At 69.2% G+C, this 17,383-nt stretch carries 12 protein-coding genes; 3 read left to right on the forward strand and 9 right to left on the reverse strand.

The features are described 5' to 3' along the window. The first annotated feature begins 56 nt into the window (after nucleotides 1–56). The gene (locus ACGFRG_RS23985; RefSeq protein ID WP_393266979.1) at nucleotides 57–1,493 is read left to right on the forward strand and encodes an amidase; all 1,437 of its coding nucleotides are present in this window, start codon (nucleotides 57–59) and stop codon (nucleotides 1,491–1,493) included. Nucleotides 1,494–1,876: 383 nt separating this feature from the next. On the opposite strand, the gene ACGFRG_RS23990 is transcribed toward ACGFRG_RS23985, so the two are convergent. The 4 genes from ACGFRG_RS23990 to ACGFRG_RS24005 form a co-directional block, all read right to left on the reverse strand. Then, nucleotides 1,877–3,541 carry a glycoside hydrolase family 43 protein gene (locus ACGFRG_RS23990; protein WP_393266982.1) on the reverse strand — a complete coding sequence of 555 codons (1,665 nt, stop codon included), beginning with the start codon at nucleotides 3,539–3,541 and terminating at the stop codon, nucleotides 1,877–1,879. A 91-nt stretch (nucleotides 3,542–3,632) separates the two neighbouring features. Continuing rightward, entirely contained in the window at nucleotides 3,633–4,547 is a 915-nt protein-coding gene (locus tag ACGFRG_RS23995; protein WP_393266985.1) for a carbohydrate ABC transporter permease, read from the reverse strand. Next, entirely contained in the window at nucleotides 4,544–5,455 is a 912-nt protein-coding gene (locus tag ACGFRG_RS24000; protein ID WP_393266989.1) for a carbohydrate ABC transporter permease, read from the reverse strand. Before ACGFRG_RS24000 ends, ACGFRG_RS23995 begins: the two co-directional genes overlap by 4 nt. Then, complete coding sequence (locus tag ACGFRG_RS24005) at nucleotides 5,452–6,762, reverse strand: extracellular solute-binding protein (RefSeq protein ID WP_393266992.1); 1,311 nt, start codon at nucleotides 6,760–6,762, stop codon at nucleotides 5,452–5,454. The genes ACGFRG_RS24000 and ACGFRG_RS24005 overlap by 4 nt, the downstream gene beginning before the upstream one ends. Nucleotides 6,763–6,993: 231 nt before the next feature. Here ACGFRG_RS24005 and ACGFRG_RS24010 point away from each other — a divergent pair, with 231 nt between their 5' ends. Further along, nucleotides 6,994–8,073: a LacI family DNA-binding transcriptional regulator gene (locus ACGFRG_RS24010; protein WP_393266995.1), complete on the forward strand. Its 1,080-nt coding sequence runs from the start codon at nucleotides 6,994–6,996 to the stop codon at nucleotides 8,071–8,073. Between the two features lie 203 nt (nucleotides 8,074–8,276). On the opposite strand, the gene ACGFRG_RS24015 is transcribed toward ACGFRG_RS24010, so the two are convergent. Further along, nucleotides 8,277–10,673, reverse strand: a complete 2,397-nt coding sequence (locus ACGFRG_RS24015) for a hypothetical protein (protein ID WP_393266997.1) — start codon at nucleotides 10,671–10,673, stop codon at nucleotides 8,277–8,279. A 490-nt stretch (nucleotides 10,674–11,163) separates the two neighbouring features. On the opposite strand from ACGFRG_RS24015, the gene ACGFRG_RS24020 reads away from it, so the two are divergent. Then, nucleotides 11,164–12,474: an LGFP repeat-containing protein gene (locus ACGFRG_RS24020; protein ID WP_393267000.1), complete on the forward strand. Its 1,311-nt coding sequence runs from the start codon at nucleotides 11,164–11,166 to the stop codon at nucleotides 12,472–12,474. Between the two features lie 215 nt (nucleotides 12,475–12,689). Here the strand turns inward: ACGFRG_RS24020 and ACGFRG_RS24025 are convergent, their stop codons facing one another. The 4 genes from ACGFRG_RS24025 to ACGFRG_RS24040 form a co-directional block, all read right to left on the reverse strand. Beyond that, on the reverse strand, nucleotides 12,690–14,303 hold the full coding sequence (locus ACGFRG_RS24025) for a M48 family metalloprotease (RefSeq protein WP_393267003.1): 1,614 nt from the start codon (nucleotides 14,301–14,303) through the stop codon (nucleotides 12,690–12,692). Between the two features lie 373 nt (nucleotides 14,304–14,676). Further along, the gene (locus tag ACGFRG_RS24030) at nucleotides 14,677–15,840 is read right to left on the reverse strand and encodes an oxygenase MpaB family protein (protein WP_393267006.1); all 1,164 of its coding nucleotides are present in this window, start codon (nucleotides 15,838–15,840) and stop codon (nucleotides 14,677–14,679) included. 25 nt (nucleotides 15,841–15,865) lie between these two features. Continuing rightward, on the reverse strand, nucleotides 15,866–16,921 hold the full coding sequence (locus ACGFRG_RS24035) for a polyprenyl synthetase family protein (RefSeq protein WP_393267009.1): 1,056 nt from the start codon (nucleotides 16,919–16,921) through the stop codon (nucleotides 15,866–15,868). Then, nucleotides 16,911–17,189, reverse strand: a complete 279-nt coding sequence (locus tag ACGFRG_RS24040) for a polyprenyl synthetase (RefSeq protein WP_361432517.1) — start codon at nucleotides 17,187–17,189, stop codon at nucleotides 16,911–16,913. The genes ACGFRG_RS24035 and ACGFRG_RS24040 overlap by 11 nt, the downstream gene beginning before the upstream one ends. Nucleotides 17,190–17,383: the final 194 nt, after the last annotated feature.

The following is a 17,383-nucleotide window of genomic DNA, read 5'->3' on the forward strand; positions in this document are numbered from 1 at the left end:
AGGCGCGAAGACACTGACGGCTCCTGCCAGTTCAGCATCGGATTGGATCGCCCGTGATGCGCTCACCCATCGATCCGTTCACGCCAGCCGTCGAACTCGCGGCCGCCATCCGCCGGAAGGAGGTGAGTCCGGTCGAGGTGGCCGACTGCTTCCTCAAGCGGATGGATGAGCTCGACCCCCGCCTGAACGCCTTCTGCCACCGGGCCGACGACGACGTCCGCAAGGCCGCGTCCGCCGCGGCCGACGTCGTGGCGCGGGCCACCTCGCCCGAGGACCTCCCTCCGTTCCACGGCGTGCCGCTGCCGGTCAAGGACCTTGCCAACGTCGCCGGATGGCCCACGACTCATGGGTCCGCCGGTGCCGGACGGGAACCGGCCGAGGCATCGGACCCGGTGGTACGACGGTTCGTGGACGCGGGCTTCGTCCTGCTCGGCAAGACCACCACCTCCGAGTTCGGCAGCCTGCCCTTCACCGAGAGCGACGCCCTGGGCATCTCGCGCAACCCGTGGAACCCGGAGTGCACACCCGGCGGATCATCGAGCGGAGCGGGCGCCGCCGTCGCCGCCGGGATGGCACCCATCGCTCACGCGGAGGACGGCGGCGGATCGATACGTATCCCCGCCTCGTGCAACGGCCTCGTCGGCCTCAAACCCACCCGCGGCCTGGTCACCAACGCCGTCGTGGAGGTGGAGGGCTTCGGCACCGGTGGAGTGCTCACCCGCTCGGTGGCGGACACCGCCGCGGCCCTCGACGTACTGGCGCTCCACGATCCGGCGGCGTGGTGGTCGCCTCCGACGCCGCGCACATCCTTCGCCACCGCGCTGGAGACGGACATGCCGACCGGGCTGCGGATCGGTGCGCTCATCGACTCCCCGATCGATGGGATACACGTGCACCCCGCCTGTATCGCAGCCGTCGACGTGGCTCTCCGGACCCTCGAATCGGCCGGCCAGCATCTTGTCGACACTCCCCTTCCGCTGCCGCCGGCAGACGAGTTGGTCTCGGCGTTCACTGCCCTGTGGAACGTCGGCGGTGCCGGAATCGAGCTCGCGGAGCCCGACCGCGTCGAGCCGCACAATCGCGCCTTGCGTAAAGCGGCACGTGCGACCGACTCCTGGGCGTACGCGGAAGGGGTGAAGAAGACCCAGCGGTTGTCGCGGCTTATCGTCGAAGGCTTCCTCGCCGGCTTCGACCTCCTGGTCACGCCGACCATGGCCTGCCTCCCGCCGCTCGTCGGTGCCTGGCGAGCGGGCACCGACAACGATCCCCTGAGGGCACTGGTGAACAGCTATCCGATGGGGGTGTTCACGTCCGTGTTCAACGTGACCGGGCAGCCGGCCATCTCCCTCCCCGTCCACCACGACGAGGCCACCGGCCTGCCCGTCGGCATTCAGATCGTCGCCGCACCCTGGCGGGAGGACCTCCTGCTCCAGGTGTCCCGAACCCTCGAACTCGCCCGCCCCTGGGCCGGTCGCCGTCCGCCTGCCGGCTGAGTACGAAGGTGAGGAGTCTCTTCCCGGCGCCGCCATAAGGAATAGGGCCGGATCCCTCTGAGACCGAACCCAGATCCTTGGTGACAGGACAATCGTGTCGCATCCTGCCTTCGGCGGTATCACCCGCGCACATCTCGGCTATGTGGTGGAGGAGTTGGCCGTCCCGCGGGCGGCTTGTCGGGAGTCCGCGCTGGGTGAGCGGCGGGGCGGTGCGCGGCCGAGCGCCTGCCGGCTCGGGTGGCACCCCGCCCTCGCCCAGCGGCGAGGTGCGACGTGCCGCCCCGCCCGGTCCACCACGGCCGACCGCATCAAGGTCAAGCACCTGCGGTACAACCCAGGCGTGGCGCTGAGGCGCGTGGATCGCGCAGGCGCCCCGCTCCGGGTCAGAGTTGTGTGTAGGTGGCTCGGGTGTAGTCGGCGTAGCCGCCGTCGGCCCCGAGGTCGTGGACCCACAGGCCGAGGAAGGCGCCGGTGAAGCCGGGGCTGCCGTCGCGGCCGCGTGGTGGGTTGGTCTCACCGGCGTATTCGTCGGACAAGATCGTGGCGTCGCAGTCGGCGTCCAGTTCGTTCCACAGCCGGTCCGAGGTGAGGGCGTAGGAGAAGTGGACGCGTGTGCCGTGGAGGACGGCGCGCAGGTGGACGGGGCCGGCGGCGGGCAGCACGGTCTGTGCGCCGGGGTGGTCGATACGGTCGCCGTTGTCGCAGGTGAGCACGCTCAGCGCCCGGCCGTCGAGGTGTGGGTGGAGGTAGGCGTAGTGCCAGTTCCGCGTGTCGTAGTAGGCGGTGATGCCGGCGAGTTGGTGCGGGGTGGCCGGGGTGAAGTGGAGGGTGGTGTCCAGGGCGCAGTGCAGGCTGGTGGCACGGCGGGCGACCAGGCTGGGGGCGCGCTTGGCCTGGGGGGATTGGCCGCCTTGGATGCGTAGCCGTCCTGTTGCGTCGAGGTCGATCCAGTGGGTGTCGGCGGGGCGGCGCAGGGTGCTCCAGTGTGGGCCGAGCCTTGGTGGGGTGAAGGTGTCGGTGGCTGGTTCGACGGGCCAGGGGTGGGTCGGCAGATCGGGAGCGGGAACCTCGACGGCCGGTATGCCGCCCTCGACGCGGGGCCAGCCGTCCTCGGTCCAGATGACGGGTTGGAGGGCGGTCTCCCGGCCGAGGATGCAGCGGCCCCGCTGGGTCGCGGGGCGGCCGACGAGGTGGGCGAGGTACCACTGCCCGGTGCTGGTCTCGACGAGGCTGCCGTGGCCGGCTTTTTGCAGGGCCAGGTCGGGGTGGCCGCGTGAGGTGAGGATGGGTCCGGCCGGGTCGGTTTGGTAGGGGCCGAGCACGGTGCGGGCGCGGGCGACGGTGACTTGGTGGTTCCAGGTGGTGCCGCCTTCGGCGGTGACGAGGTAGTACCAGTCGTCCCGCCGGTAGATGTGCGGTCCTTCGGTGACGCCGGCGTCGGTGCCGGCGTAGATGTGGTGGACTTCGCCCGTCAGCGTGGTGGTTGCGCAGTCGAAGCGCTGGGCCTGGATGCCGGCGAAGGGGTTGTGGCCGGGGCGCCAGTCGGCGGTCAGGGACAGGAGCCAGCAGCTGCCGTCCTCGTCGTGGAACAGCGACGCGTCGAAGCCGCGGGCGTGCAGCGGGACCGGATCGCTCCAGGGCCCGACCGGGTCGGCGGCGGTGGTGAGGTAGTTCTGGGCGTCCCACCAGCCGCCGTGGTGGTTGTCGACGCGGGTGAACACGAGGTGGAACAGACCGTGTGCGTACGACAGGCATGGCGCCCAGACACCGCCCGAGTCCGGGACACCGGAAAGGTCCAGCAGCCGTGTCTCGTCCAGGATTCCGCCGAGCGGTCGCCAGTGGACCAGGTCACGCGAGTGGTGCAGGCGTACGCCGGGGTACCACTCGAAGGTGGAGGTGGCCAGGTAGTAGTCCTCGCCGACCCGAAGGACGGAGGGGTCGGGGTGGAATCCGGGCAGCACCGGGTTGTGGATCAGGGGGCTGCGGTCGGTGGAGGTGGCGGGGGAGGGTGTGGCTGGCGTGTGCGTGGTCGCGGCCTCGCTGGTCATGACGGCCTTTCAGGTGGCGGGTCATGGTGGTGGATCCGTGTGCCGGCTGGGGGGGGAGGAGGGGGCGCTCTGTACCGAGTCGGGGCGTGCGCTATTTGCCGAATCCGGCGGTGAGACCGGACAGCAGGTGGCGGCGGCCCACCAGATAGGCGCCGAGCAGCGGCAGCAGGGACAGGACGACGGCCGCCATGGTGGCGGGCACGTCGATGCCGTGCTGGCCCTGGAAGTTCCACAGGCCCAGGGGCAGGGTGCGCTTGGTGTCCGACTGGGTGAGTACCAGCGGGAACAGGAAGCCGTTCCAGGCACCCAGCGCGGTGTAGATGCCCACGGTGATCAGTCCGGGCCGGGTGAGCGGCACGACCAGGGTCCAGAAGACGCGGGCCGCACCCGCGCCGTCCACCGTCATCGCCTCGTACAGCTCGGACGGGATGTCGCGCAGGGTCGAGGACAGCACGAGGATCGCCATCGGCAGGGCGAACGCGGCCGAGGGCAGCACGATCGCGGCGAGCGTGTCGTACAGGCGCAGCCGCGTGATGATCAGATACACCGGGATGATCGTCGCTTGCGCGGGGATGGCCAGGCCCATCAGCAGCACCGAGAAACCGGTGGACACCAGGCGGCTGCGTGACCGGACGACGGCGTACGCCGCAGGCATCGCCAGACCGAGGACCATCGCCACGACCGAGACGGTGACGAGCACGTTGTTGACCAGATAGTGGCCGAACCCGGAGTCGAACACGGTGCCGTAGTTGGACAGCACCGGGTGCGAGGGCGGGGAGAAGGGGCCCGTGTCCAGGTAGTCGCTGCGGGTGCGCAGGCTGGCGCCGACCACGTAGTACAGCGGGACCGCGACCACGACCAGCCACACGGCGGCGGCCGCGCCGCCTGCGAGGTCCGGGCGGCGTTTGAGGACCGGCCGGCGGCGCGGACGGGTGCGGCGCGTGGGTCGGCCGGGCATACGGGTGGTGCGGCGGGCACCGGTGGGGACGCGCGTGTCGGTGGTCACAGGCCCTCCCGGTCGCTGGCCATGCGCCGGAAACCGGTGACCCGGACGACCAGCAGCGACAGGGCGGTTCCGGCGATCAGCAGCAGGGCGGCGAGCACGCTGGCGTAGCCCATCTCGAAGCTGCTGAAACCGGTCGCGTACATGTGCAGCGGGAGGGTGCGGGTCGCGGTGCCGGGCCCGCCGTTGGTGAGCAGCAGCACGATGTCGAAGTAGGTGAGCGATCCGACCAGCATCAGCACCGAGGAGGTGATGACGCTGTTGCGCAGCTGCGGCACGGTGATGGAGAAGAACTGCCGCCAGCGCCCCGCACCGTCCACGGTCGCGGCCTCGTACAGCACCGCGGGGATCTGCCGGGCGGCGGCCTGGTACAGCAGGGTGTGGAAGGGGACGAACTGCCAGGTGACGACGGACATCACCGCCCAGATCGCCAGGTCGGGGCGGCCGATGAAGTTGCCGTCCGCGACGCCGAGCCAGGGGCCGATGACGCCCGCCAGGCCGAAGTTCGGATCAAGCAGCGCGCCGAACAGCAGGGCGATCGCCGCACTGGACATGAGCAGCGGTATGAAGAACAGCGTCGACAGCACCGCCCGCACACGCTGTCGGCCGGCGCACCACACGCCCAGCGGCAGGCAGATCAGGGTCTGCACCAGCCAGGTCACCACGGACATCTCCAGGGAGTGCCAGAGCGAGGAGGAGAGCTGCGGGTCGCCGGCCAGGCGGCGCCAGTTGGCCAGGCCGATCCAGCGCGGGTCGCCGAGGCCGTTCCACGAGCAGAAACTCAGGCCCACCACCAGAATCATGGGGAGCAGGGCGAGGGCGGCGAAATACAGCAGGGCCGGGGCGGCCCAGGCCGGCCCGGGACGCCCGTCCCCACCGCGCTTGGCGAGGCGGAGGGTTGCCGTGCTCACGACGATCCCACCGCCGAGACGAACCGCTGCGGGCTGATCTGTTTGTTGAACAGCTGCTGGAGGTTGGTGAGGATCTGCTGCGCGGTCGCCGGGGGCACGGCCTGGTCCCAGGACTGGGTGAACGAGGGGGCGTTGCGGACCATGTCGTAGATGAAGGTGGCGTAGTCGGCGTGGGGACCCGTGGCGAGCCGGCTCGACAGTCCGGCCACGGCCGGTACTTGGCCGACGTCGATCAGCCCGGTGAGGTAGTCCGGCGCGGTGACCGTCTTCTCGATGTAGTCGATCGCGTCCCGCACATGGGGGGACTTCGTCGTGACGGAGAAGAAGTTGGAGGGGTTGCCCACCACGTTCTGGACGTCTCCCTTGCCGCCTTCGACGCTCGGGAAGGGCGCCCACCTCAGCTTGCCGCCCTTGACGAAGTCCGGTGCGGAGGACAGCTGTCCGGCGTACTCCCAGGATCCCATCAGCAGCATCCCGGCCCGGCCCTTGGCCAGCAGGGCGTCGGCGCCGCCGGAGTCCGCGCCGACCGAGCCGTAGTTGGAGCCGAACGCGCCGCGGTCGACCAGATCCCGGATCATCGTCAGGGCGGTCAGGACCGCGGGATCCTGCCATGCGCCGGGTTTGCCGGCCTCGATCGCGGCGAACACCTGTGGCCCGCCGACGCGGTCGAGCAGGTACTCCAGCCACATCAGCTCGGTCCAGGGCTGGGAGCCGGCGAGTGCGATCGGTGTGATGCCGGCGGCCTTGAGCCTGTCGATGTCGGCCAGCATGTCCTTCCAGGTGGCCGGGGGGTTGGAGATACCGGCCTTGGCGAACACGTCCTTGTTGTAGAAGAGGGCGACCGGCTGTACACCCTCCATCGGTACGCCGTAGTACTTGCCGTCGAGTTTCCCGCCGTCCAGGACGCTGGGCAGGAACGTGTTCTTGAACTTCGGGTCGGCGTCCAGCGCGGCGGTCAGATCGACCACGTTGCCCGCCTTCACGTAGGTGTTGAGGTTGCCGCCGCCCCAGTTGATGAACACGTCCGGGGCGTTGGGGGAGCCGATGGCGGTCTGGAGTTTCTGCTTGTACGGGTCGTTCGGGAAAGCCTGGACGGACGCTTTCACCGCAGGCTTCCCGGCGTTGTAGATGTTGGCGATGGTGTGCTGGACCGGATTGAGAGCTGCGTCCTGAAGCACCCAGACCTGCATCGACGAGGAACCGGAGGCCGAACCCGGGCCGTTGGACCCGCCGCACGAAGTCAGGGTCAGAGCCAGCGCCGAGGTCGCGGCGGCCACGGCGGAACGCAGTGCTGTGCCACGTTTCATCGATTGATCCCCCTGGGCGATAGAAACTTTCGGCGTGTTGCGATACCTTGTTTCGGGGCGAACCTAGAGACACCGGCGCGATGGCGTCAACGGCCATGCATGTCACGGAACGGTATCGGCAGCTCTGCGGCGCGATTGATTCGGCGATACAAGACCGAAACTGTCGGGAAGGCTCGCAGCCGTGTTCAACTAATCTGAGCTGTCATCAGAAGCATGAGAGATGGGGTCCGTATGCCCGGCCGAGAACGCCCTGCCGGATCGGTACCTGGCGGATCGGTACCTGCCGGGACGCATGAGGGGCCCCGGGTCACCATCGCCGACATCGCGCGGGAGGCCGGTGTGTCCACACCCACGGTCTCCAAGGTCCTCAACGGCCACAGCCAGGTAGCGGCCGAGACCCGCGCCCGGGTGGAGGAGTTGCTGCAGCGCCACAACTACCTGCGCCGCCGGGCCCGGCCGAAGGAGACCGTGGGGCTCGTGGACCTGGTTATCCGGGAAGTGGACACCCTGTGGTCGGGCGAAGTGGTGCAGGGCGTACAGCGCGAGGCGGCCGAGCACGGCACCGGCGTGGTGGTGACCGCCACTCACGGGGGCGCCGCCGACACCCTGCGCTGGCTCGACAACCTTATGAAGCGCGGTTCCGACGGCATCGTCCTGGCCGTCACCGACCTCACCCCGGCGCAGCGCCGGCGGGTGGAGGCCCTGGGCGTCCCGCTGGCCGTGGTCGACCCGGTGGGCAGCCCCGACCCCAGCATCCCGTCGGTGGGCGCGACCAACTGGCAGGGCGGGCTGGCCGCGACCCAGCACCTGATCGAGCTGGGGCACCGCAGGATCGGTATCCTGCAGGGACTGGAAGAAACCCTGTGCGCGCGGGCGCGCCTGGACGGGTACCGCTCCGCGCTGGAGGCCGCCGGAATCGGTGCCGACCCCGCGCTGATGCGGCCCGGCAACTTCTACTACACCACCGGCTTCTCCGGCATGTGCGACCTCCTGGCGCTCCCGGAACCGCCCACCGCGGTGTTCGCCAGCAGTGACCTGATGGCCCTCGGTGCCTACGAGGCGCTCCGGCAGGCCGGGCTGCGCGTCGGGCAGGACGTGAGCGTCGTCGGCTTCGACGACGTTCCCCATGCGGTCTGGGCCGCCCCGCCGCTGACCACCGTGCGCCAGCCGCTCCGCGAAATGGCGGGCATGGCCACCCGTATCGTCCTGCAGGGCGCGAAAGCGGCGCTCCCCGAAGGCACGTTGCGGATGGAACTGGCCACGCGTCTGGTCGTCCGGGAGAGCACCGGACCCGCACCGGACAGATCGTGAGAGGTGCCGGGTACCCGTGAGCGCGGGTACCCGGCACCTGGCGACGCGGACCCGCGAGCGTGGGGTACCCGGCCTCTCGCCGCCGACGCCGAGGTGGACACATGCGGCTGCCACCTCGGGGCTGCGGTCTTCCTGGGCCGGCGGTGCAAGCGTCTGGGGGTGTAGCGGCGGATGCCTGGGGACCGCCACTACACCGGTTCACGTCAGGTGAACTTGCCGCCGAGATCGTTCCACCCGGACCAGCCGGTCTTCGTGTCCCATACCTTCTGCTCCGCGTGACCGTTCGAGCCGCGTCCGAAGACCTGTACCTGCTCCCCGTACTGGAGGGCGGACAGGTCGCCGATGAGTCGACCGCCGAGATCGTTCCACGCGGACCAGCCCGTTTTGGTGTCCCAAACCTTCTGGTGGGCCCGGTGGTCCGGGCTGGTGCCGAAGACCTGGACCTGTTCCCCGTACTGGATCACGGACAGATCGGTAATGAACTGCCCGCCCAGGCTGTGCCACGCGGACCAGCCGGTTTTGGTGTCCCATACCTTCTGGTAGGCGCGGTTGTCCGGACCGGTGCCGAAGACCTGGACCTGTTCCCCGTACTGAAGGGCGGACAGGTCGCCGACGAAGCCTCCTCCGAGATCGTTCCACCCGGACCACCCGGTCTGCGGGTCCCACACCTTCTGGTACGCGTGGTGGTTGTCGCCGACCCCGAAGACTTGCGCCTGTCCTCCGTACTGGATCGCGCTGACGTCGCTGACGAGGCTTCCGCCAAGGTCGTTCCATCCGGACCAGCCGGTTCCCGGGTCCCACACCTTCTGGTAGGCGTGGTGGTCGGGGCCGCGTCCGAAGACCTGGACCTGATGTCCGAAGGAGATCGCGGACAGGTCCCCGATCAGGTTGCCGCCCAAGTCGTGCCAGGCGGACCAGCCGTCCCCCGACGTCGACACCTTCTGGTAGACGTGCAGGTTCGCGCCGCGGCCGAACACCTCGGCCCTCCCGTCGAGGGAGACCGCGGAGGAGTCGCTGACGATGTAACCGCCCAGATCGTTCCAGCCGGACCAGCCGTGTCCCCTTACATACCGGTCGGCGGACTCGTGCCGGTTGGTGGCGTCACCGAAGACGTCCATGGCCTGACCGACCTGCACGGGCGTGATACGGCCGGTCGGGGCAGTGCCGGGCGAACCCTCGATGGGGACGAAGAACGGCTCCGCGTCCAGGATGCGGTCGTTGGTGTACCAGCGGCCGAGTCTCCTTCCGGCTTCGCCGTTGTCTCCGTTCTGGCCGCCGGTGGTCCAGGCAGCCGACCACCAGTTCTTGTATTTCTGCTTGTCGTAGCGGTAGCGGGCGGAGCCTTCGTAAGAGGAGGCGAAGGGGTACTCGTCGCACTCCCAGACGCCCCGCGCCGGTTTCTGCTCCATCCACTTGCTCTCGCAGAAGCTGCTGGTCTCGGAGCGGTTCGCCTTGTAGCGCTCATTCTGGTACTGCCCCGATCCCTGCGCCAAGCGGTGGATGGGGTCGCTGGGCACGGCTCCCGCCAGCTTCTTTTCGGGAGCGTAGGGGTCGGTTGCGGCCGGGTTGGCGCGGGCGCCGCGGATGTGCTCGGCGACGTCGTGGATGGCGTTGTCGTCCTCGTCGTAGGACATCCCGGGACGAGCGCGGTCGAAGACAGACCCGAGCTGTTCCTTTGGCGAAGTGGGGGCGAGGTACCAGGCGCTGTCGAACCGCATGCCGCCCTCGGGGCCGTCGGCCTGGGCGACCGGTTCGAAGCCGGGGAGGTCGACCTCGATGTGGATCTGGAAGACGCCGGAGGAAATCTGCGGGCCTGCGAACGGGCCTGGGGTGAACGCGTCGGAGACCAGGTCCATATGGAACTCGTCGTCCTGCCGCAGCGTGGGGATGAACGCGGTGCGGCCATTGCGGTCACCGACATAGCAGGCCGTGTCATCGCGCTCGTGTTTCACGTAGCCCTTGCACCTCATGGTGATGGTCATGAAGCCGTCGGTGGTGTAGACGCCGGTGACCTTCAGCGGGGTGAAGTGGATGCTGAAGTGGGCCCAGCGGTCGTTTGTCCCCCGGTATCCGCCGATCTTGCCGTTGCCGTAGATCCAGGGGGTCGCTACCAGATGGCCGACGACGTGGCAGCCGTCGTCACATTGATAGGCGAACCGGGCATAGGCGAAGCTGTTGCAGTACGAGTAGCGGTTTTTGATCCACCCGATGGTGCGTGTGGCGTCGAAGATGTGGGCCTGGCACTCGGCGGGGGTCGCGTAGTCGTACGGGTCGGCAGGCTTTTTCCCGTTGGGGAAGCGGGAACTGCTGACGACGTACGAGGGGTCTGGTTTGTTGGCACTGGCCCGAGGTGCGGCGGTGGTGCCCGGTTCACCGACGGCCCGGTAGCCCATCTTCCTCAGCGTGTCCTCCGAGTCGGTAGCGGCGACGAGGCGTTGGGGCGAGCGGAGCAGGTTCGGGTCGGTGATGATGTAGGTACTGGTGATCTTGCGGACCTTGTGCACCGGGTGCCCGGTGGATGCCGACGCGGCGGTCGGCCAGGCGAGCAGCAGCACCGCGACGAAGGCCGTTAAGGGTCTCGTGAGACGGGAACGTAACAAGACTCTCCCCCAGTCGGATTCGGTGTCGTGGCTGGGGGAGGGAGAGAGCCGAAACCCGCAGACGCCCGGACTCGGGAGGAATTGCCGGTGGGGCATGTCCAGCGCGCCATCGTGGGCAGGCCGCCAGCCCACCACCAGTTGTACCTGCGCGCCGACAAGTGTGACCGGGGGAGACGGCCTCCGGCAGGGAATTGACAGGTTCTCTACAAACGGAACCGGACGGCAGGCCCTGGGATCGCAGGGCCAGTGCGATCCTCCGGTCGCCCGGACGAAATACACGACCATGGAGGCATTCGAGGCATCGTTCAGAACGCGGCGAGGCTCTCGGCGGCCGACCGCATCAACGACTGTCCCCCTTCATCTTTCATCCGTACGAAGCTGGTTTGATCCGTACGAAGCCGGGGATGCGCGTTGTCCACCAGGGCTGGTCCGGACTTTTGGCTCTTTCTCTCGCAGCGCGCGGTCTCTGTATCCGTCGATACTTTCGGCCATGACCAGATCAAGAACGGCACGGTTCCTTGTCCCGCTCGCGTCAATTACCCTGCTGCTGGGTGTCCAGGCCGCCTCCGCATCGGCGGCTCAGCAGGCGGTATGCGGTCACACCGTCCAGGGCCGCATCCTGGACAAGTACAACGAGCTGGGAGGCCAGAACGGCTCTCTCGGATGCCCCCAGACCGACGAGCAGACCACCCCGGACGGCATCGGCCGGTTCACCGTCTTCGACGGCGGCTCCATCTACTGGACCCCGAGCACGGACGCTCACGCCATCTGGGGCCTCATCCGCGACAAGTGGGCTGCCATGGGCTGGGAGAAGGGATCCCTGGGCTACCCCACCAGTGACGAGATCACCCTGCCGGACGGGCAGGGCAAGCGGCAGGTGTTCCAGGGCGGTTCGCTCTACTGGCACCCCTCCCGCTCCAACGGCGTCCACCCCGTGTGGGGCCTCATCGGGCAGCGCTGGGCCGACGCCGGATGGGAAGGCGGCGTGTACGGCTACCCGGTCACCGACGAGCTCCAGCAGGAGGGCGTCACCCAGATGTTCGAGCACGGCCCGATCCGGTGGTCGCCGAACGAGACCGCGAACCCGCTGTGGGACAAGGCGAGGGCATGGCATTTCGAAGGCAACCCGGTGCCGGGTGACCTGAAGCAGAGTGCCGTGTTGATGCCCAAGGGGCCCGACCGGGGCGTTGTCGTGGCACGCGGCTACATCGCCGACGGCAACCTGTCCAGCGAAGAAATCGGAAACCACCGCTCCTGGAGTACGGATCCCACCGCCAGTTCCAAGGTGTCGATTGCCTGGGACACCGCGACCGGCCAGGTCGGAGTGTACGTCGACCAGTCCTGCACCAAGACCTTCGGCTGCCGTAACGCCAAGCCGCTCGTCCGTACCGAGCACGCCAAGGTCGTGCAGGACGACAAGACACCGCAGAACGAATACTGGGTCGAGCCCTACGGTGACGGCGGCATCCGCATCGATGTGTCAGCGGTCAACTCGTTCGTGGACACACCGCAAGGTTCCCTCGTGGACTTCGGCCGCATCAACGCCACGTTCCACATCTACCCGCACGGCTACGACGACAAGAACAAGAACTTCACCGGCTTCGACATCGACGCGGCCAAGGACAAGTTCCCGGCCTGGGAAGTCCTGCGCTACCCCCGCCTGCTGGAGAATTCCGGTTCCCCCCAGGCTCTGTGGCAAGGTGCCGTCGCCCAGCGGAACCTCGACGACCTGAAGCATCCGCAGGAGCTGTGCTACCGGCATGACCCCGACCATGCACCCGTCATGATGACCTGCACCTGATACAGCCGGGCCGGTCCTCCCGTCCCTCCTGGCCCCTCGTCAGCCTCCGGGCCGACGAGGGGCTTTCGTGTATTTTCCGGTCCACCAGGCACCCGGCGAACTCCAGCGCCTGGTCCTCGCCGCCGTCGACGCGGAGCGTCGGCAACCGACGACAACGCCGCAGATGGGCGTGCCAGCTCCGCGCGGCCCGGGCAACAGCGGGACTCCGAGGGTGATCAGACCGATGCCCGGGCAAGTACCAGCTTTCGCAGGGGTTCCGTGTCGGGCTGGTCTGCGACCGTCGCGTCCAGGGCCGCCTCAAGCTGGTCCTCGAAGCCGTCCGTCGGGTAGCGCAGGGCGGCCGGGTGGGACCAGGAGAGTTGCCAGCGGGCGGCGCCACCCGCTGTCAGTTCTACGGTGACCAGCTGGTTCAGGGCGCGCCGCGCGGCCGGGCGGGCGAACTCGCGGACCGCGTCGCCGGTCGCGGCTGCCGCCTGCTCGGACTTGGGGAAGCGGTCGACGATCCGCCAGCGCACCGCCGGGTCGGCGTCGATCGCGTCGAGGAAGGTGGCGAGGCCGGGGCCGACGCCCTCGGCCGCGCAGGCCTCGCGGATCTCCTGTGCGCCCTGGTCGGCGTACACGGTCATCGACTCGTGGACGAGGTCCTCCCAGTCCACCCGCGTGAGGGCGAGGGCCTGCGGGGTCAGGACGGCCTGCTCAAGCGCGGTCAGCGCCGCGTTCGCGTCAGCCAGCAGTTCCAGGGCCGGGCGGGCGGCCTGCCCGGCGCGGCCGTCGTCGGGCAGGGCCTCGATGCGGGCCACGCGCTCGGCGAGAGCGGGGTGGGAGTCGTAGCGGGAGGCGGGCTCGGTCGGGAGCTCCCGGCTCAGCTTCTCCAGCTCCGGTGCGCGGGCGTCGAGCAGGTTGCGCAGTCCGCCGAACACCTGGCCGGGGCGGGGCAGCAGGCCGGCGCCGACGCCGAGGGTGGCGTAGGAGCTCATGTAGAAGTCGAGCGCCGAGTCGAGGGCGTTGAGCTCGCGCAGGGCGGATGCGGCGGCGTCACGGCCGGCCACCTGGACCGCGGCGAGGTCGGCCGCGAGTTCTTGGCGGCGGGCGGCGGCGAGGGTGGTGCGCGTGAAGAAGTTGCCGTACGCCGTGTAGATGTTGGCCATGCCGCGGTACGTCGCACCCAGGCCCGGTGTCTCGACCTTCGTCACCCTCCTGCCCTTGGCGATCCGCTTGGCGGCGTGCTTGTCCTGCCTCGCGCGCTCATTGGCGAGCTTCTTGGCGGAGCGCTCGTGGAAGTGGGCGACGGTGCGGATCAGTTGGGCGCGGCCGCGGGTGATCAGGGGGGTGAGGCGCGTGTCGAAGTTGGCGTAGTGGCCCATCTCGTGGGCGAGGACCGCGCGCAGCTGCATCTCGTCCATACCCATCATCAGCGGCAGGCCGAGGTAGAGGCGACGGGTACCGGGCCGCAGGCCCATCAGTGAGGATTCCTCGCTGACGGCCGCGTTCACCTTCTCGATCAGCACGATCTCGTCCGGTGCGCGGGTGCCGACCTGCCGGGCGACGTCGCGCACGGCCTCCCACAGCGCGGGCTCCTGGGCCTCGGTGGCGGTGACGGTGATGCCGGTCGGCGCATCGTCCTTGGGGGTACGCAGCATGAACATGCCGCGCACGATCGGGATCACGAGGACGAGGGAGGGGATGACGATCTTATAGACGATCGGGCCGTGCAAGTAGGTGAAGACGGCGTAGTCGGCGCCCGCGAGGGCGGCCAGCAGGAAGACGCCGAGCAGGTAGAAGCCGGCGAGCAGGACGAGAACGCGCGAGGCGCGCAGCGAAGCGCCCATATGGACAGATCCCCCCACGGGATGAAAGCGGTGCTGAAGCGAGTGGCGGGAACCGCCTGCCGCATCATGGGGCCCGGTGGTCACTTACAGCAACTTCATTGGCCAGTGGGTTTGGTGAGTGGCTGAAGCGACTGGGTCTTGGGCGCGGCATCGAGATCTCTCTGCCGGCCTGCTGCACCGTTGCGCGCCCCCTGGTACGCGGCACCGGCGGTCGGCAAGTCCTGCCCGCCCCCGGCTCCAAGGCCCTCTCCTGTCCAATGGCGGCACCGAGGTGTTCATCAATGTGTTGATGCTGGCGGCATCCGGCTCATCGGGACGCTTGCGGCATCTCTGCCGCTACGAGCGCGAGGCCGAGCACTGGTGAATTCGGGCGTCACGGAGACACCGTGGCAGCCGGTGGTGTCCACCGGTGGGTGCGGGACACCGTCCCGTCGACGCCGAAGTCCTTCTTGAGCTGTTCCGGAATGGCGTAGTGCATGACGCGCCCGCGGGTGAGGGAGGACAGTTCCAGGACGGCTGTGAGGTGGCCGAGGCGGTCGAGTGCCCAGGCTCCGAGGGGAGAGCGGTCCTCGATCGTCTCCAGTACGCCGAGGAGGTGCGGCACGGTCTTGACCACGGTGTCCCAGCGGCTGCGCGGTACCTGGAGCCAGTCGGCACAGGTGTCGCCGATGAGGTGGCGGATGAGCGCGGAGACGATCGGATCGAAGAAGGTGCCGGGCACGATCTCCTCGTAGAGGTCGATGAGCTGCCGGGTGAGATGGACGCCTTCGTCGGAGGGGGCCATGTGGCGGACCATGTACCGGTCGAGGAACTGCCGTGCCTGGTCAAGGGTTGTGGGGACGGCCTCCTGGTCGATGCCGAGCATGGCACCGACCACGCGCCAGGCGTAGTAGTACGCCTCGGCGCCTTCGGTGGACATGTGGATGCCGAGGCGGTGCAGGCTGTCCAGGACGAGCAGGGAGAAGAACATCTGTCCGCCGATCATGTCCTCTTGGCAGATCGGCGTACCGAGCGTTGCGGTGTCCCAGTGGTTCTCGCGCTTGAGGTGGTGGCGGATGGACGCGTGCAGGAGGCGGACCTTCTGGGCCGCGGGGATGAACCGGCTGCCTGCCTCGAAGGCGTCGGGCTGCATCAGGTAGACGGTGAACTGCCCGGTCTCCGCCATCCGTTTGGAGGGGTACTTCAGGCCGTGGGTGGCAGAGAGGAGCTTCGCCACGTGCGGGACGACGTAGCAGGCCGGCATGGAGGCGAAGGACAGGGCGGTGGAGATGTGCACGTTGTTGTCGATGAAGAAGAGCCGGGCCCGCTCCATCTCGCCCCAGTCCACCCAGGTCGGCGGCGTACTGGTGACCTGGAGGTACTCCCGCGCCACATCGGGCAGGCCGTCCGGCAAGGGGGCGCCGACGGTGGAGACGTACCGCATCAGGGTGTTGAACTTGCCCACCTCCCCCCGTTCGAACAGCGTGGCCACGGTGGCGTCGGCGAGTTCGTCGCCCGCGTGCCGCAGGGCGTCCATGGAAGCCTCGGTGTACGTCATGACAGCACTCCTCGTGTGGGGCGGGTCAGGACAGACGGATCGCGGCGGAGCGCGCCAGTGCGGTCAGGGCAGCCGCGGCGGGCGGCGGCGCGTTCAGGGTGTGCACCGCGGCCTGGGCCTCCTCGACCCGATCGGTGATCATGGCTTCGATGCGGTCGGGGGCCTTCACCCGGCGCATCACGGCGCGGACCTCGGCCAGTGCCTGCTCGTCCAGATCACGGCGGCCGAGCAGTGAGCCGAGCCGCTCCCGCTCGCCTTCATCGGCCAGGCGCCATGTCTCGGCCAGCAGGGCGGTGGGCCGGTGGCCGCGCACATCGTCCGCGTTGGCCTTGCCCGTGCGCTGCGGGTCGCCGAACAGCCCGAGCAGATCGTCCCGGAGCTGGAAGGCCTCTCCGAGCGGCAGCCCGTACGCGGAGTAGCCCTGCCGCAGTCGGTCGCCGGCCCCGGCGAGCGCGGAACCGATCAGCAGGGGTTGTTCCACGGTGTACTTGGCGGTCTTGTACCGGATCACCTTCAGTGATGCCGAGGTGTCGGGACGGCTGCCGGTGCGCAGGATCTCCAGGCATTCGCCCGCGATCAGTTCCCGGGCGAGCAGCGACCACAGTGGGCGGGCTCGCGCGAGGTACGCGGCAGGCAGGCCGCTGGTGGCGAAGAGCTGGCCGGCGAGCGACATCAGCAGGTCGCCCACCAGCATCGCGAGTGATCTCGCGGCGGCCGTGGCACGCGGCCGACGGCGTACTGCGCCGCGTAGTGCGATGTGCGGCGTGGGGCGGCCGTGCCGCAGCGGGCTGTCGTCGATGAGGTCGTCATGGACGACCGCGGCGGCGTGTACCAGCTCCATCGAGGCCGCCGCTCGCACCATCGCATCGCTGTCCGGCTGCCCTGCCGCGCGCCAGCCCCAGTAGCAGAATGCCGACCGCAGCCGCTTGCCGTCGGCGACTGCGGACTCCAACTCGCGTGCCACCGGGTCGAGAAGAGGGTCGATGGCCGCCAGCTGCACGGCCTCCGCGGCCACGAAGGGGTGCAGTACGGCGTCGACCCGCGTCTTGAACGCGGCCGCCTTCCACCGGTCAGGCGTCATCGGCGGCCCGCCGAGCCAGCGCGTGCTGGGCGAGGATCTCCAGGTGGGCGGGTGGGGCGGCCGCGTACCGGTCCATCATCAGGCGGCCGCGCGCCAGCAGATCGTGCTCGGCGTCCGCAGCGAGTTCGGCGGCGTCCGAGCGGTGCAGCGCTGCCCGCACGGTCCCCAGGGCCGACCCCAGTGTGCTCACCGCTAAGTCGGCAAGGCCGGCCGCCAAGAGGACCGCCCTCTCGTCCAAGCCCCTGTGCCGTCCCGTGTCCCCAGTCATGGCGTCCCCTCCCCTGCGGCATGGCCGAGCGGGGGCCCGGCATATGCCATCGCTCCCCAGGGTCGCGGCACACCGTGCCTGTGGCCGCAGGAACTCACGATCGGGCGATGCGATCGTACGTCCGTGCGGACCAGCCGTCACCGCCGCTCACGGGGGCCGGAGTTTCCACCCCGCGCGAGCGTCGGCCGGGAATG

Source organism: Streptomyces sp. NPDC048696, assembly GCF_043198895.1.
Lineage (GTDB): Bacteria > Actinomycetota > Actinomycetes > Streptomycetales > Streptomycetaceae > Streptomyces.